The organism is Neobacillus sp. C211 (genome assembly GCF_051842875.1).
Taxonomy (GTDB): Bacteria; Bacillota; Bacilli; order Bacillales; family Cytobacillaceae; genus Neobacillus.
Map to the genome: position 1 here is coordinate 59412 of NZ_JBPXRO010000005.1, position 17401 is coordinate 76812.

Annotated in this window: 15 protein-coding genes and 2 pseudogenes; 4 read left to right on the plus strand and 13 right to left on the minus strand. The window is 41.3% G+C overall.

What is annotated here, in order from left to right:
* Positions 1-99 precede the first annotated feature (99 nt).
* Complete coding sequence (gene spoVB / locus ACSU6B_RS06780; protein ID WP_410883826.1) at positions 100-1647, plus strand: stage V sporulation protein B; 1548 nt, start codon at positions 100-102, stop codon at positions 1645-1647.
* Positions 1648-1692: 45 nt separating this feature from the next.
* On the opposite strand, the gene ACSU6B_RS06785 is transcribed toward spoVB, so the two are convergent.
* Positions 1693-2352: a DUF421 domain-containing protein gene (locus tag ACSU6B_RS06785; RefSeq protein ID WP_215000771.1), complete on the minus strand. Its 660-nt coding sequence runs from the start codon at positions 2350-2352 to the stop codon at positions 1693-1695.
* 297 nt (positions 2353-2649) lie between these two features.
* Here ACSU6B_RS06785 and ACSU6B_RS06790 point away from each other — a divergent pair, with 297 nt between their 5' ends.
* The gene (locus ACSU6B_RS06790) at positions 2650-2979 is read left to right on the plus strand and encodes a TIGR04086 family membrane protein (protein ID WP_308162505.1); all 330 of its coding nucleotides are present in this window, start codon (positions 2650-2652) and stop codon (positions 2977-2979) included.
* A 97-nt stretch (positions 2980-3076) separates the two neighbouring features.
* Here the strand turns inward: ACSU6B_RS06790 and yajC are convergent, their stop codons facing one another.
* From yajC to ACSU6B_RS06830, 8 genes are all read right to left on the minus strand, one after another.
* Complete coding sequence (gene yajC, locus ACSU6B_RS06795; protein ID WP_088089120.1) at positions 3077-3370, minus strand: preprotein translocase subunit YajC; 294 nt, start codon at positions 3368-3370, stop codon at positions 3077-3079.
* A 29-nt stretch (positions 3371-3399) separates the two neighbouring features.
* Positions 3400-4539, minus strand: coding sequence for a tRNA guanosine(34) transglycosylase Tgt (tgt, locus tag ACSU6B_RS06800; RefSeq protein ID WP_410883829.1), 1140 nt, complete (start codon positions 4537-4539; stop codon positions 3400-3402).
* A 27-nt stretch (positions 4540-4566) separates the two neighbouring features.
* Positions 4567-5595 (minus strand): tRNA preQ1(34) S-adenosylmethionine ribosyltransferase-isomerase QueA, encoded by a 1029-nt coding sequence (gene queA / locus ACSU6B_RS06805; RefSeq protein ID WP_410883831.1) that lies wholly within the window; start codon positions 5593-5595, stop codon positions 4567-4569.
* 29 nt (positions 5596-5624) lie between these two features.
* A complete protein-coding gene (gene ruvB / locus ACSU6B_RS06810; RefSeq protein WP_410883833.1) occupies positions 5625-6629 on the minus strand; it encodes a Holliday junction branch migration DNA helicase RuvB in 1005 nt (334 codons plus the stop codon).
* A gap of 10 nt (positions 6630-6639) precedes the next feature.
* A complete protein-coding gene (ruvA, locus tag ACSU6B_RS06815; protein WP_410883835.1) occupies positions 6640-7251 on the minus strand; it encodes a Holliday junction branch migration protein RuvA in 612 nt (203 codons plus the stop codon).
* Positions 7252-7712: 461 nt separating this feature from the next.
* Positions 7713-8258, minus strand: coding sequence for a BofC C-terminal domain-containing protein (locus tag ACSU6B_RS06820; protein WP_410883837.1), 546 nt, complete (start codon positions 8256-8258; stop codon positions 7713-7715).
* Positions 8259-8389: 131 nt separating this feature from the next.
* Positions 8390-9085 carry a YhcN/YlaJ family sporulation lipoprotein gene (locus ACSU6B_RS06825; protein WP_410883839.1) on the minus strand — a complete coding sequence of 232 codons (696 nt, stop codon included), beginning with the start codon at positions 9083-9085 and terminating at the stop codon, positions 8390-8392.
* Between the two features lie 105 nt (positions 9086-9190).
* Positions 9191-10180, minus strand: coding sequence for a phosphotransferase (locus tag ACSU6B_RS06830; RefSeq protein ID WP_215000791.1), 990 nt, complete (start codon positions 10178-10180; stop codon positions 9191-9193).
* Between the two features lie 1817 nt (positions 10181-11997).
* Here ACSU6B_RS06830 and ACSU6B_RS06835 point away from each other — a divergent pair.
* Positions 11998-12054: pseudogene (locus tag ACSU6B_RS06835) on the plus strand (hypothetical protein); the annotation flags it as partial.
* A 167-nt stretch (positions 12055-12221) separates the two neighbouring features.
* Here ACSU6B_RS06835 and safA read toward each other — a convergent pair.
* The 4 genes and pseudogenes from safA to nadB form a co-directional block, all read right to left on the minus strand.
* A pseudogene (gene safA, locus ACSU6B_RS06840) lies at positions 12222-12356 on the minus strand (SafA/ExsA family spore coat assembly protein); the annotation flags it as partial.
* A gap of 163 nt (positions 12357-12519) precedes the next feature.
* Positions 12520-13617: a quinolinate synthase NadA gene (gene nadA, locus ACSU6B_RS06845; RefSeq protein WP_410883841.1), complete on the minus strand. Its 1098-nt coding sequence runs from the start codon at positions 13615-13617 to the stop codon at positions 12520-12522.
* 1 nt (position 13618) lies between these two features.
* A complete protein-coding gene (gene nadC / locus ACSU6B_RS06850; protein WP_410883843.1) occupies positions 13619-14467 on the minus strand; it encodes a carboxylating nicotinate-nucleotide diphosphorylase in 849 nt (282 codons plus the stop codon).
* Entirely contained in the window at positions 14436-16019 is a 1584-nt protein-coding gene (gene nadB, locus ACSU6B_RS06855; protein WP_410883845.1) for an L-aspartate oxidase, read from the minus strand. Before nadB ends, nadC begins: the two co-directional genes overlap by 32 nt.
* 203 nt (positions 16020-16222) lie before the next feature.
* Between nadB and ACSU6B_RS06860 the strand changes: the two genes are divergently transcribed.
* Positions 16223-17374 (plus strand): IscS subfamily cysteine desulfurase, encoded by a 1152-nt coding sequence (locus tag ACSU6B_RS06860; RefSeq protein ID WP_439276631.1) that lies wholly within the window; start codon positions 16223-16225, stop codon positions 17372-17374.
* Positions 17375-17401 lie beyond the last annotated feature (27 nt).

The window sequence follows — 17401 nt, forward strand, 5'->3', positions numbered from 1 at the left end:
CTTTTCAAAAAGCTTTTACTACTTGTCATGCTTTGTCCACCATTAGGCATATAGATAATTGTATATGAATTCTTCTTATTTGAGAAGGTGGGAATCTGCATGTCGAAGTTTTTAAAGGGGACTTTTATCCTATTAATCGCAGGTCTTGTTACAAGAGTCCTTGGTTTTATTAATCGGATTGTAATAGCAAGGAGTATTGGGGAAGAAGGTGTTGGCTTATACATGATGGCGTTTCCTACATTCATCCTAGTAGTGACGCTAACTCAGTTAGGGCTCCCTGTTGCTATTTCAAAAAATATCGCGGAGGCAGAAGCAAAAGGAAATTTTGCAGAGATAAAAAAAATTCTTGTTGTATCCCTAGCGACGACTATTTCTTTATCACTTATATTTACGCCAGCGCTAATCTTACTTGCACCGATTCTATCAAAAACATTGTTTACTGACCCAAGAACCTTTTATCCTTTAATTGCAATAGCTCCTGTGGTTCCAGTAATTGCGATTTCCTCTGTGCTTCGGGGCTACTTTCAAGGCAGACAAAACATGCGTCCCTCGGCAATCTCACAAATTTTAGAACAATTTGTGCGAATTACTTTGATTGCTGTGATGACAAAAGCGTTCCTTCCTTATGGAATTGAATATGCCGCTGCAGCAGCAATGGTTTCATCTGTAATCGGCGAACTTGTCTCACTCATCTACTTAATGACTGCCTTTAAATTAAAAAAACGTTTTAGGCTTAGGAAAAATTTCTTTCAATTTGTCCACAGCGGGAAACAAACCTTCAAAGAACTCATGGATATCGCCTTACCGACAATGGGGAGCAGAATGATTGGATCTGTGGCATGGTTCTTTGAACCCATTGTTGTCGTCCATAGCTTAGCCCTTGCTGGTGTCATCACTGTAGAAGCTACCAAACAATACGGTGCCTTAACGGGTTTTGCGATGCCACTGTTAATGTTACCGTCTTTCATCACCTTTTCTTTAGCTACATCACTTGTGCCTGCGATTAGCGAAGCCAATACGCAGAACAACAAAAAATTGATTGAATACCGGTTACAGCAAGCATTGCGCTTTGCCTTTTTATCGGGTGGACTGGCCGTTGTCGTTCTATATGTGCTGGCTGACCCATTGATGGAACTCATGTATGGCTCAGCAAAGGGCTCTTATTTTATTAGATTAATGGCTCCCTTCTTTTTATTCTATTACTATCAAGGACCGTTACAAGCTGTGTTACAAGCATTAAATCTTGCACGAGCAGCGATGATTAATAGTCTTATTGGTGCCATCGTTAAGACAGCTGTGATTTTTTTACTGGCTTCGCAAGCCTCATTTGGAATTAACGGGGTGGCATTAGGAATTATCGTTGGCTTTGTATTAGTCACTGTTCTTCATTTTGCAACGGTATTAAAAAAGATTTCCTTCTCATTTTACGTTCGCGATTATCTGAAGGGACTTCTAGTCATGGGAGCTACAGGTTGGTTAGGCTATTGGTTATTTAAGAACACCTTCCTAACTGAACCGTTAACCATTAAGGTAATATTTTCGTTAATGGCCATGTCCATTTCCTATTTGATCATGATTATTTTGTTAGGTCTTATTAAAAAGGAAGAGCTAAAACGTATTCCCTGGCTTCGAAACTTGTTTGCCTAATTACTTTCTAAATAATAAGACACGCATTCTTAGCGTGTCTTTTGTTCATTCATCCTGTAGATCAATAAAGAATTTCCCATTTTCATAACTGCAAAAAGAAATCTTCTTCACATCGCGATAGCCCTGTTTTTTCAATTCCTGCCGAAGCCAGAGATTTGTTTTGTTAATTCTTTTTAAACTTTCTTCTTCAATGTTTCCATCTAGGATTAAAGGGATGGTAATATCGCCTAGTTCAGATTCATTATTATTATTCTTTAATTTTTCAATGACAGACAAACTTCCGGAGGATTCTAATATTGCAAACTCCACGTCTGCAATACTGCGAATGTTCTTTTCTCGGAGCTGGGTCATTAAATCATCAAAATTGTACCGCTGCTTCCGCATTGCGTTCTCATCTATTTTCCCCCTATTAATAATAATGCTTGGCTGCCCATCAATCAGATTACGAAATTTTTTACTTTTCAACGAAAAGATGGCTAAGGTTATTTGAATCAACATGAGCAACACCATTGGAACCACCGTATGGAACAAAGGTGTATGAATTCTTTCGATGGCCACAACTGCCATCTCACCAATCATAATAAAAACAACTAGATCTAAAATGCTTAATTCCCCAATTTCCCTTTTCCCCATGACTCGAAAAATGACAAGGATAACTGCATAAAATAAAAGCGTTCGAAATACAATCGTTAAATAATCCTCCACAACCGTCGCCCCTTTTTTTACGTTCAACGGTATTATTTGCAGAAATGGACAAAAAATTAGCGGAATAAAATACCAACCCGCTCTTACATTTGAAAAATTTACGGAAACTTATTCTACTTTCCGCCTTCTACGAATACGCTTGTACTAGGAGTGAAACATGTATCTAGGGTCTGGCGGTACTTTACATTTAGGCCTATTTGCCGGCCTGAAGGCGACTGAAGGGGGAGAGTTAAAATCGAATCGAAAAGCTTTGGTACTTCAATTCTGTACGGATTAATTTTTATTCTTGTATTTGCCGTGATATGCAGCATTATTTTTGCGTTTATTCTCAAATTTACGTCTGCTCGTGAAGTATCACTACAATATGTCGTCACGGCATTATCATTCATTGGGCTATTCGGAGGCGGTTTTCTATCTGGCGGGAAAAGAAAAGAAAAGGGTTGGCTTATTGGTGGACTAACTGGACTTATCTACTCGATCGTTGTCTTTTTATTCCAATACTTAGGATATGATCGCCTGTTTAACGCCGAACAAGTAATTTATCATACTTGCTATACCTTAATTGCGATGATGGGTGGAATTTTAGGGGTAAACATTTCTACCAACAATTCACGGAGATCCGCTTAACATCGAAAAGAGGAAGGGCTGGGGCTGCTTGGCGCTGGAGCTAGATAATTAATAAATTAAAGGAAGCCATACAGGACGGCTTCCTTTTCGTTTGTTCCTATTTTGTTAGATTGACGCTTCCTTCACTTGCATCCGCTGTGACTTCACGAATGGCATTACGGTCAAATGTAAGACGGCTTCCGTCACCACATTTAATTACGGCTTTATTCTCATCAATTGAATCTATAAAACCATGTAATCCACCAATCGTGACAACTTTATCACCCTTTTTTAAATCACTTTGCATTCTCTGAACCGCTTTCTGGCGCTTTTGCTGCGGGCGAATTAATAGGAAATAAAATAACACAAACATTAATATTAATGGAACAATGGTACCAATTCCTCCTGACATCTTGTTTCCCTCCTTTCAAAAATTATCTATTAGAAATTTTTCGCATTCGGTTTGTTAAAACCATATTGCTCAAAAAATTCTTCTCTAAAATCACCAAGCCGGTCTTCCATGATGGCTTGTCTGACTTTCTCCATTAATCTTAACAGAAAATAGAGATTATGGTAAGACGTTAAACGAATTCCAAATGTTTCGTCACATTTAATTAAGTGACGAATGTATGCACGGCTATAATTTCGGCAGGTATAACAATCGCAATTTTCATCCAGCGGGCCAAAATCTCTCGTAAATTGTGCATTTTTTACAACAAGTCGACCAGTGCTTGTCATCAATGTACCATTTCTGGCAATTCGTGTAGGCAGCACACAGTCGAACATATCAATTCCGCGAATCGAGCCATCAATTAATGAATCAGGTGATCCAACACCCATTAAATACCTTGGTTTATTTGTAGGTAAAAGTGGTGTCGTGTGTTCAAGCATGCGATTCATAATGTCCTTTGGTTCACCCACTGATAAACCGCCAACTGCATAGCCAGGGAAATCTAACGAAACAAGATCTTTCGCACTCTGCTTGCGAAGCTCCTCATATTCTCCCCCTTGGACGATTCCAAATAAGCCTTGGTCATTGGGGCGTCCATGTGCATTTAAACAGCGCTCCGCCCATCGTGATGTTCTCTCGACAGACTTCTGCATGTACTCATATGTTGCAGGGAATGGAGGGCATTCATCAAAGGCCATCATAATATCGGAACCAAGGGCATTTTGAATTTCCATCGCCTTTTCTGGTGATAAAAATAATTTTTCACCGCTCATATGGTTACGGAAATGGACTCCTTCTTCCTCAATTTTACGGAATTCACTTAAACTAAAAACTTGGAATCCGCCCGAATCTGTCAGGATAGCTCGATCCCAGTTCATAAATTTATGTAGTCCGCCTGCTTCTCTGATGATTTCGTGCCCCGGCCTGAGCCACAGGTGATAGGTATTACTTAAAATGATCCCCGCTCCCATTTCTTTTAAATCTTCGGGGGACATTGTTTTCACAGTTGCCAACGTTCCTACCGGCATAAATGCAGGGGTATCAAACGAACCGTGAGGAGTATGGACTCTGCCTAGCCTGGCCCCTGTTTGTTTACATGTCTTGATTAATTCATAACGAATCGCAGTCAAATTTTTTTCTCCTTCCTTATGTACCTCTTAGATGATGAACATTGCATCGCCAAAGCTAAAAAAACGATACCGCTCTGTAACGGCAGTTTGATAAGCATGTAAAACATGTTCTCTGCCTGCTAACGCACTGACGAGCATAATCAGGGTTGATTTTGGCAAATGAAAGTTCGTTATCATGCCATCAATGGCTTTAAATTCGTACCCTGGGTAAATAAAAATATTGGTCCAGCCGCTGCCCTCGATAAAACGGCCATCATTTGCGGAGGCAATCGTTTCAAGGGTTCGTGTTGAGGTAGTCCCAACGGTAATAATTCTGCCTCCATTGTTGCGTACCTCGTTAAGCAGACGTGCTGTCCCCTCAGTGACGATATAAAATTCGGAGTGCATATCGTGTTCCAATACATCATCTACACTTACAGGACGGAAGGTTCCGAGCCCTACATGAAGGGTAATAAACGCGATATGAACACCTTTTTCTTTAATCGCTTCTAATAAGCTGTCTGTAAAATGAAGCCCTGCCGTTGGTGCCGCGGCTGAACCAGGTTCACGGGCAAACACGGTCTGATACCTATCCCGGTCCTCGAGCTGCTCTTTTATGTAGGGAGGAAGCGGCATTTCACCTAATTGGTCAAGGACCTCATAAAAAATACCCTCATATTTAAAATCTAATATTCTCCCGCCATGGTCCGAGGTCCCAGTGCAAACGGCCGTAAGAAGACCATCACCGAAATCTATTTCCGTTCCTTCTTTTACTCTTTTTGCAGGCTTGATAAGTGTCTCCCATTGATCGCCTTCCAGCTGCTTCAAGAGTAAGACTTCGATTTTTGCACCTGTATCTTTTTTGACGCCAAAAAGACGTGCAGGAAGTACCTTGGTATCATTTAAAACAAGGCAATCTCCTTCACGCAAATAGTCGATAACATTTTTAAACACTTCATGCTTTATTCCGCCTGATTCCTTATCTAGAACCATTAATCTGCTATCCGTCCGATTTTGAAGCGGAACCTGTGCAATTAATTCCTCAGGCAAATGAAAATCAAACAAATCTACCTTCATATTATGACACCCTAATCTAAATTTAATAATCAATCAGTGGCAGGCGAATCCATCCCAAAATGGTGATAGACTAATGGGGTTACCACCCTGCCCCGTGGAGTTCTTTGCAAAAAGCCAATTTGTAATAAATATGGTTCATACACATCTTCAATCGTTTCGGCTTCTTCCCCAATCGATGCGGCAATCGTATCAAGGCCGACAGGGCCGCCGCGGAATCTTTCGATAATACCCTTCAGCAGTTTATGGTCGATATGGTCTAAACCAAGTCGATCAACTTGTAGGAGTTCGAGTGCTTCTCGTGCTAGGGCCAGCTCAATCGTCCCATTCCCTCTTACTTGGGCAAAATCTCTAACCCGGCGAAGAAGACGATTCGCAATTCTCGGGGTCCCTCTTGATCTCCTGGCTATTTCTCGCGCTGAAAGGTCATCGATTTCGGTACCGAACACTTCCGCTGTTCGAAGGACAATATTTTTTAATTGATCTTCCTTATAATACTCGAGTCGGCTTAAAACTCCAAACCGGTCTCTTAAAGGAGCTGATAGGGAGCCTGCCCTCGTAGTCGCTCCAACAAGCGTAAAGGGTGGGAGGTCGAGGCGGACTGATCTCGCACTTGGGCCTTTACCAATGACAATATCAAGACAAAAATCTTCCATCGCTGGGTAAAGTACCTCTTCAATCGTCCTTTGCAGGCGATGAATTTCATCAATAAATAAAACGTCCCCAGGTTCGAGTGCAGTAAGAATCGCAGCTAAATCACCAGGCCTTTCAATCGCAGGTCCTGATGTGGTGCGGATGTTCACACCCATTTCATTGGCGATAATCACAGCGAGTGTTGTTTTCCCTAATCCCGGCGGACCATAAAGGAGCACATGGTCTAACGTTTCCTTACGCATTTTTGCTGCCTTAATATAAATATCAAGATTTTCCTTTACTTGATCCTGTCCGATGTATTGTCTTAAGGTTTGCGGCCTAAGGCTTTGTTCTATGCTGATTTCACTTTCATTGACTTCACTCGAAATAATTCGGTCATCCATGAATCATCACCTATTTTAAAAGCCGCTGAAGGGCTATCTTAATGTATTGGTCCGTTGACATTTGTTCTTTTCTTAACTCAGGTGAAATCTTTTTGATTTCCTTTTCGGAATAACCCAATGCTTTCAGAGCAAGAATTGCTTCTTCCAAGTTCGAGTTGGTTGCTTGTGTATGTAAGTGAAGTTGGTCGGTATTAAATAAATTGGGGAAATAGTCGGGAACGATATCCTGCAATTTTCCTTTTAAGTCCAATATCATTTGCCGGGCTGTTTTTTTGCCGACCCCGGGGAATTTGACTAGGAAGCTTTCATCTTCATTTTCAACGGCAGTAACCACCTGTTGTACTTCACCGGAAGCAAGGATGGCTAACGCCCCTTTTGGACCGATTCCAGATACATTTAGTAATTTTGTAAAAAGCTTTTTCTCTTCTCTTGTTTCGAAGCCGTACAGGGCCATTACATCCTCACGAACGTAGTGGTAGGTATAGACTGTTACCATTGTTTCCATTTTACTAGCATAAATAAACGGATTGGGTGTAGATATCTGGTAGCCAATGCCGCTGTTCTCAACAACTATATATTCTGGTCCGACAAAATCGACGGTCCCTTTTATAAATTCGTACACTACATTCTCTCCCCTAGTTTTTCACTGTATTTTATTCTATCATACAATTTTAGGTTAGTTGTAGAAAATAGGCTGGTAGACGAAACATCAAACTATTCGGAATTCGGGATTCGCTGATAGAACTGTGGGATTCGCTGATAGAAGTTTGAGATCCGCTGATAGAACTGAGAAATTCGCTGATTGAAATTTGGGATTCGCTGATAGAACTGAGAAATTCGCTGATAGAAGTTTGAGATCCGCTGATAGAGTTGGATTCGCTCATTGAATGACGAAATTCGCTCATTAAACCTCAAAATTCGCCCATTGGACTGCGGAATTCGCCCATTAAACCTCAAAATTCGCCCATTAAACTCTATTTTCCGCTAATAAATCATTAAGATTCACAAAATTACGACTCGAACAAGGAGAATTCAAAAAAAACCAGGCTGAAGTGGCGGCATCAGTCTGATTCGGTGATATTACTATTCTTTTTTTAAAGAATAAGGCTTAAATGTCTCTAAAACTTCAACAAATCGATCTTTTGTTTTGATTGGTATACCTTGAAGAAGTTCTTCTTGCTTCGTACTTTCCAACTTCTTAATATCTATTTGAAAAAATGATTGAATAATTCTCAATTGGTCCGGTCTTCCATTAAAAATGCTCAAAACACCATCTTCTGTTATCCCAAAAAAGCCATTCGCTTTAAGCAATGGTGATATGTCATTGACCTGTCTCCGAAATACCATGGTCGAATCATCGATATCAGCCAGCTGCCATTGGTCATATTTTGCCCAGAAATTCTCGGCAGACCAGCAAGTCTCGTGGACTACTTCTTGACTTATTTCCCCATCTAAATAGACCCTTTCCAAAATAACGGTTACATGTAAAGGTTCAGTCTTTTTATGGGTATCCATTTGTGAAGCAGCGGCGATAATGGTCATTCCTTTGGCATTAAAAATAAACATGAAGAGAAGAACAGCGAATCCGGCGAGACTATACCGATACCATGCCATCCACTTATACCTCATGCTACTCACCTCTTATTGTTAAAAATTGAACAATCTATCCAGTACTAGTTTAGCCTTATTTTGCCTTTTTATCCTTCATGCAATATTAAAAGGGCAAAGCTCGAAAGCTTTACCCTCTACCATGGATGGAATTACCTTCCGCCCTTTTCGTGTTGATTATCTTTGTTGAAATTGCGGTCGCGGCCAAGGGTTCCTTCATCGGTTATGACCTTTACCGTTCTTCCGTTTGCGTAAGGCCTCACAGCTCTCTTAATTGCACTTTTTGTAACAGAGGCTTTATCTTGATCATTTAACACCACTGAAACAATGACAGTATTTCCATAAGCGACGGATCTTACGGTCTGTACGTTCGGAATCGCTTCTACTTTGTTTCTGACTTTATTAGTAAAATTATCCTGGAAGTCAGGATCCGTAACAACCCCGGCATTTCCATTTTTTACATTCAGATGACCATGATAGTTCATATCGCTTGTACTAAAACGATTATCGCGTTGGAAAAAATTACGGTCTTTGGAAGCTAAAGGTAATGATGGATTTTTTGGATTTCCATTTTCGTCTCGTGATTGAAGCTGCCTTCTTCTGTTTTCATTTGTAACTTGATCCTCATCCCCAAGAGAATGGTCCATCATTTCCGTTATTGCCCCGTCATCATCCCTAAATAAATCGTTATCTGAAGTTGGGTGGTTTTCATTGGAATAATATCCAACCGGGCTTAACGAGTTGTTATTGTTTTTATTAACACCCGCACGATTATTATCATTTACGCATCCAGCCAGCCCCAACATTAATGCGGCTGAAAGAGGAATCATCCACTGCTTCTTGTTCAAGCGAAAAACCCCCTCCATTAACATCCTGAGCATGAGCTTAACATGCTCATTAATAGGGTGTTATTTTCGAGGGGATTTCATTCAGACGGAAAATTCCAAAGCTGCTCAGTCCAATAACTCCCTTAGGTGGTCAATAAACTTTTTTCTTGCATAAAACTGACTAATGGTTAAGTCCATTACCTGTTTATATTTTGTATGATCTGTGTACGATTTTTCACGGATCATTCGATTCCATTCCCGAAAAATATCGGCGGGATAGGCTAAGGCAAATAAAAAAGCCTCTTCGTGTAAGTATTTTTTAATTTGTTTAAGGCTCGACAGTCTGTCAAATGACCAATCGATAAAAGGCAAAATTCGGTTTGCATATTGTAAATAATCAAATGATGCGGGCCCGATACTAATTAAATCAAAATCAATGAGATGTAACTGCCCCTCTGTATCCCTTAAAAAGTTATGATGGGCTACATCCCCATGCAATATGACGGTTGGTTCTTTTTGAAAAAAGACACGATTATTTTCCATACCTTCAAGTGACCATTTTGCCCAAGACAACATTTCCGAGATGAAGAGCTCATTGATAAAATACCCAAGATAGGGAAGATTATTGGAGAAAACATTTAACCTTTCTGTCCATTTTTCAATAAGGTGCCCTTTTGGCAGTAAGGTTCGATAGCGTGATTCAAACGAAGCTGTGGTTTGGTGAAATTGCTCTAATAACTCCATTCCTTCTTGGCGATTTTTATGAGTATGAAAAGAAAATACGTTTTTATTCGGCGGAATGTACTCCATACATCCGAAGTAAGTTCCCTCAAAAAAAAGCTGGTCTCTCACTGGGGATGTTAAAAACAAATATGTCTTTTTAAACCCTTCCTTTTTCAATGTTGCTGTAAAGGCTTCTTGGAGTCTAAGTCTACTGTTGGTATGATACCCTTTTATGACATAATCATTTTTATTCGTTCTTAAAAAAATAACGGATTTTCGAATCGGAATCATCTGAAGGATTCTATCATAGAACTTTGATTGAAAATAAGAGAGGAGACGATCAAAATAATCATCGTCTCCCTTTTTATTATTTGCTGTATTAAAGGCTCTCATCTTCGTAACCCGGCATACCGTAAGGACTTGTTCCAACCGGACCCATACCATATGGATTCATATAAGGAGGCTGTGCAGCATTAACAGGTCCTGTATATGGTGCGCTATAGATTGGCGGCGTTGGCGGTACAAAGTTTGGTGGCATGGCTGCTGGCTGCGGTGTGGCTTCCGGTCTAGGCATTCCAGCTGGTGCAGCTCCACAGCCGCAATCCCCCATCGCTCCGGTTCCTACTGGTAACCCCTGTGTTGGATTTGGCTGCTGCATGAATGGACCTGGTCCCTCCATTTCTGGTGTTCCAAAGCCTGCAGGTGCACTCATTGGACCACCCATATGCGGGTATCCGTATGGCATTTGGCCATATGGTGCACCCATTCCATACGGATTAGCCATTGCTGGATTTCCGAACGGGTTTCCAGGCATTACTGGATGTGGAGCAAAGTCAGTTGGGTTGTGTAGTGTCTCGAATCCTGAAGGGCTTTCCATTGGATAACCTGTTGGCATTTGACCATATCCTCCTGGCATTTGCTGCTCATAGCCCGCTGGCATTTGGCCATATCCTGCTGGCATTTGCTGACCAATGCCCGCTGGCATTTGACCATATCCTCCTGGTATTTGCTGACCAGTGCCCGCTGGCATTTGACCATACCCTGCTGGCATTTGCTGCTCATAGCCCGCTGGCATTTGACCATACCCTGCTGGCATTTGCTGCTCATAGCCCGCTGGCATTTGACCATAGCCTCCTGGCATTTGCTGCTCATAGCCCGCTGGCATTTGACCATATCCTCCTGGCCCTTGTTGGCCATATCCTGCTGGCATTTGACCATATTCTCCTGGCCCTTGTTGGCCATACCCTGCTGGCATTTGCTGCTCATAGCCCGCTGGCATTTGACCGTATCCTCCTGGCATTTGTTGTCCATAGTCCGCTGGCATTTGACCATAGCCCGGTGGCACTTGTTGGCCATAACTTTGTGGCATTTGACCATAGCCTGCTGGCATTTGTTGGCCATAACCTTGTGGCATTTGACCAAAAGCTGCTGGGGCCATTGAAGGGTAACCGATTGGCTGCTGTGGTGATTGCGCACCCATTACAGCACTCGGATTATACGCTGGGTTCATAACAGGTAGCTGCGGCATAAAGGATGATGATTCATCATCGAAATGCGGCGCTACAAACGATGCACCTGCAACTGACGGAGCATTACCAGGATACCCACTTGGCTGCATTGGCATCGACATACCACCATCTTGCATTTGTTGATAAGGCATTGGCATCGGCATACCACCATCTTGCATTTGTTGATAAGGCATTGGCATTGACATACCACCATCTTGCATTTGCGGGTAAGGTATTGGCATCGGCATACCCCCACCTTGCATTTGCGGGTAAGGCATGAATGGGTTCGGGTTCATTTCCATCGGGAAACCCACTCCAAATGGTGGACAGAATCCAGGGCCAGGCATAACTGGCGTAATAGGTACACAAAAATCTTGTTGCGGTGCCACTTCTACAGGTGCTTCCATGACTGGTGGTGGAGCATAAACAATATTCTCTTTTATTGGAGTCTCTTTTATTGGTACTTCTTTGATTGGTACTTCTTTGATTGGTACCTCTTTAATTGGTACTTCTTTTTTTGGTACTTCTTTTATCTCAGGAAGTATATTGGCAGGTTTAGGCGGCTGTTGAACAGTCATATTTTGCATGTTCATCATGTAATAATTGTTGATATCTATTTCTGGGACTATTTGTAGAGGCATTTTTGGAGTATAAGGTACTTTTGGTGCTTCCTTAATTGGAGCTTCCTTGATCGGTGCCTCCTTGATTGGCGCTTCTTTTATCGGTGCCTCCTTGATTGGAGCTTCTTTAATCGGTGCTTCTTTGATTGGCACTTCCTTAATCGGTGCTTCTTTTACGGGTTTCTCTTTGACTAACGGTTGCTCAGCAAGCGGCTTTTCTTTCTTAACTCCTAAGTTGATTGTAGTACCAGGTTTGGTCCCCATCGGTGCTTCTTTTTTTATCGTTCCACCTGAAGTTGGGACTTTTATTTTCATACCGGGCATAATCATATCAGGGTTGCTGAGCTGTGAATTCATCTTTTTCAGCTCTTCAAAATTCACGCCGTACTTCTTGGCAATCTTCCAAAGAGTATCCCCTTTCTGTACGATATGGATCTTCACTCTGATTTCCCCTCCTATGGCATAAGTCCATATAGTCTATGTGAAAATGGGCAAAGTGCTATCCTTCTTCACAAAAACTTATGCTATTTTTCAAAAGAATATGAATCCCCCCTAAAATATAAAAAAGATGCAATCTGGTAAATTGCATCTTTTTTAATATTAATTATGAATTTAATAACATCCGTTCAAGCGCTAATTTTGCATTTTCAGCAATCTCAGGACTTACTTTAATGATATTATTTGTCTCTTCTAGTGTATCTAGACTCCAAACTAAATGCGGCAGATCGATTCGGTTCATGGTTAGACATGGACACATATGCGGATTTAACGAGATGATCTTTTTATCCGGGTGATTTTTTATTAAGCGATTAACAAGATTCATCTCCGTTCCAATCGCCCAAGCTGTTCCGGGCTCAGCACTTTCAATCGCTTTGATAATATAGCTTGTTGATCCGGCCATATCCGCTAGCTCCACTACCTCACGGCGGCATTCCGGATGAACAATAATTTTCATATCAGGATATTGACTGCGTGTATCGCTAACATTTTGGACAGTGAAATTCTCATGAACCGAGCAATGCCCTTTCCAAAGGATTACTTTAATTTTTGAAAAATCACCCTCGTATTCCAACACATGATTAATTGGATTCCAAATCGCCATTTCGTCTAAACCTACGCCTAAATCAGCGGCAGTATTTCTGCCTAAATGCTGATCTGGTAAAAATAATATTCTTTCCTTCATTTCAAATGCCCACTTTACCATCGTCTCGGCATTGGATGAAGTGACCGTAGCCCCGCCATGTGCACCGACAAATGATTTAATTGCTGCGGTTGAATTGACATATGTTAATGGAAGAATCGTGTCTCCGAATATTTCCTGGAGCGTTTCCCATGCTCTTTCTGTTTGCTGGATATCCGCCATATCAGCCATCGAACAACCTGCGCGCATATCAGGCAAGATCACCTTTTGCTTTTCACTTGTTAAAATATCTGCCGTTTCTGCCATGAAATGTACACCACAGAAAACAATAAATTCAGCTTCTGTATTTTCAGCTGATAATTGTGCAAGCTGCAGGGAATCACCTGTCGCATCAGCAAACTGAACGACCTCGTCCTTTTGATAATGATGACCTGGAATAAACAGACGTGAACCGAGCTGTTTCTTTACCTCCGTCACACGGTTTTCAAGTTCTTCTCTCGTCATTTGCTTGTATTTTTCAGGAATCATGATATTTTTTTGTAATGTAGCCAAAATATTCATTTTACTCATCTCCCTTATTCCAAAGTACTTTTACACTGATGTCGAGTGCTTTATATGAATGAGTTAAGTACCCAAGTGAGATATAATCTACACCTGTATCCCGAAAATCAGCAATATTGGCTAATTGGATTCCGCCTGAGGCTTCGGTAATGATGTTAGCCGGGACTAATTTTATCAATTCCTTAATTTCATCAGGGGTCCGATTATCAAACATGATGACATCCGCCCCTGCATTTACGGCTTCAATCACCTGTGCTTCAGTCTCCGTTTCCACTTCGACCTTCACCATATGACCGGCATTTTTGCGAATCGCTTCTACCGCCTTGGTAATCGAGCCGGCAAACGAAATGTGGTTGTCTTTAATCATGACCCCATCGTATAATCCAAAACGGTGATTAAAACCGCCCCCAGTGCGAACAGCGTATTTTTCAAGCATTCGTAGTCCTGGCGTAGTTTTCCGAGTATCACAAACTTTTGTATGTCCACTATCAAGGGTGTGAACTGTTTGACGCGTTAAGGTAGCAATCCCGCACATTCTTTGAATAAGATTAAGGATGACTCTTTCCCCTTTTAATAAATCAGCTATTTTTCCAGAGACATGTGCTAACTTGTCGCCGTATTTGATTGACTGACCATCCTTCACAAACACTTGAGTTGAAATTTCGTTATTTAACAGCTGAAATCCAGTTTTGATAATTTCTTCTCCACAAAAAACACCATCATCTTTTGAAAGAAAAACAATTTCCCCATTTGTGCTATCACCAAAGATTAGATCGGTCGTAATATCCTGTTCCCCGATATCTTCCATAAAAAATTTCTCAAGTTGCGAGCGCAGTTTCAATGTGTTCATTGGACTTCTCCATTCCCTGATTATAGTTATGAATAATTGATTTCCTTAACCAACTGTGATTTTCTTCTTTCGGATAATCACTTCTGAAGTGACCGCCCCGACTCTCTGTCCGCTTCAATGCAGATTCTGTGATTAGATTGGCGATGATCAGCATAAAAACCTTGGTCATGTCTTGTGTTGAACAAGTATCTAAATGGATCTTTTCGGCCTTATATTGAGAAACCCAAGCTTGCTGCTTTTTCAGATTTGCTTTATTTCGGACAATTCCAACCCGTTCCATCATTAATGCTTTAATTTTTTCAATGGTTGGCAAATTCATTTTTTCTTCCTTCGTTGGATAATAAAAATAATCCTGCACGAAAACTTGTGTTTCTTTACCCGCTTCATTGATCCATTTCGACAACTGTTCCCCTTGAAATAATCCCTCTAATAATGAATTACTAGCTAAACGATTTGCACCGTGCAATCCGGTGCAGGAGGCCTCACCGATCGCATAAAGCCCATCAATCGAAGATCGTCCAATTAAATCGGTTTTAATTCCTCCCATTAGAAAATGACTTCCGGGTGCGACAGGGATTTTCCCATCCGAGATACGGATTCCATTGTCCTCACAAATAGAGGTAATCGAAGGAAATCTTTTACTAAATTCTTCAATTTTGCTTATATCTAAATAAATTTGTTTGCCTTTTTTTATAAATTCATAGATCTTTTGCGAGACCACATGCCTCGGGCCAAGATCTTTTAAGGGGTGGACACCCTCCATAATAGGAGTACCATCCTCGGTAACTAGGGTCGCCCCTTCTCCCCTAACGGCTTCAGAAATTAACCCCTTTGTTTCACCGTTTATAGATAAAAGCGTAGGGTGAAATTGAATAAATTCCATATCAACGATATCAGCACCGGCTAAATAAGCCATCGCAATTCCATCGCCGCTGACTGTTTTAGCGTTCGAAGTGTAGGTATATAATTGTCCGCAGCCGCCTGTCGCGATAATGACATGATTGCCGTAAAACCTTTGAATCGCACCTGTTGATGTTTTGGCTTTAACACCTATACAACGTTTCTGTTCGGAATTTAGCAGTAATTCATAGGCGAAGACATTCTCTTCGACCGTGATATTTTTCTTACGCTTAAGCTGACTGATCAGAAACTCCATGACGTTTTTGCCAGTGGCATCGCCACCGCCATGTACAATTCTCTTTTCGCTGTGAGCCCCTTCCATCCCAAGAAACAATTCCCCCGTTTGATCTTTATCAAATATATCCCCTTGGCAAGCAATGTTCTTGATCAGATCTGGTGCGGCATTAATGACTTGCTGAACAGCATCTCGATTGTTGTGAAATCTTCCCGCTTCCAGCGTATCGACAATATGTTTAGAAGGATGGTCATTTACACCCACCGCTGCCGCAATTCCACCTTGGGCCAGATACGAATTCGCCGTTCGTAATTTCCCCTTTGTGAGAACTCTCACATTCAATTCATTATTTAATTGTACAGCCAGCTGTAAAGCGGCTATTCCACTTCCAATAATTAATATATCGTCATTTGTCATCTAATAATCCTCCTGACCTAACAGGTGTCTTGACATATATATTTACATAGATTTAAACTAAAAACAAGTATTTTTATAGAAAAGTAGAAATCACAGTGTTAAACATGGCTGTTGATTGCAGCGAAGGGCGCTTCGATCAACGTATGCTTTAAAATCAACAATGACCTTTACCACAACCAAAAAAATTCGAGTATTGGAGATGTATGATGAAATATTTTGATTTTGCAGCAACAACTCCATTAGATCCTGAAGCAGCCGAAGTGTATTTGAAAGTTGCCACTGAATACTTTGGCAATTCCAGCAGCCTCCATGATATCGGAGGACAATCAGCTGCCTTACTTGAAAATTGCCGTGAAGAACTGGCTAATCTAGTTGGGGTTGATAAAAATGGAATATTCTTCACTAGTGGAGGATCAGAAGGGAATTTTTTAGCTATAGAAGCCTTGTTATCCTCCCCTAAAAAGAAAGGGAATCATATTATCGCAGGTATGGCGGAACATTCATCCATCCATGGGGCCCTTAACAGACTAAAGGAAGCTGGCTATGACATCACATTGCTTCCGTTAAATTCAAATGGTTTGATCAATCTTGAACAACTAGTAAAGTCGATTACACCAGAAACCATACTAATGACCCTGCAGCATGTTAATTCTGAGATTGGGACGATCCAGCCAATCACTGAAATCGCTAAAATTTGCCAGGATCACAATATTCATCTGCACAGCGATTTTGTTCAATCTTTTGGAAAAATGGATCTAAAATCAATTGCTCCGCATGTCAGCAGTTTTTCTTTTTCCGGGCATAAAATCTATGGACCCAAAGGGATTGGGGGCGTCTATGTTGATCCCCGTATTAAATGGCAGTCTTTTTTTCCAGGAACCTCTCATGAAAAAGGATTCCGTCCAGGCACGGTCAATGTCCCTGCAATTGCCGCGATGACAGTTGCCGCACAGAAAATAACCGGAATCTTGCAAGCGGATCATAATAAATATCGATTGCTGCGGAAGGCTTTTATGGATACGCTTGAGCCCATTAAGGAACAAGTGAAGATTTATCAAGGTGACGAAGGTTCGCAGCTCGCTAGTATTATCGGGCTTCGGATTTCCGGAATTGAGGGCCAATGGATGATGCTGGAATGCAATCGATTAGGGTTTGCGATTTCAACGGGCAGCGCCTGTCAGATTGGCATGCAGTCCCCGGCCAAAGTCACGCAGGGACTAGGACTATCGACTGAAGCAGCTAAAGAGTTTATCCGCATCTCTTTTGGCCAATCCACTAGCTTGGAGGATGTTATTCAACTTGGGGAAAGTATCGTTAAAATCGTGAATGCCTTCAAGGCTGCTTCCGTTATATAAAAAATTTAAACTATGCTAAAATAGGTA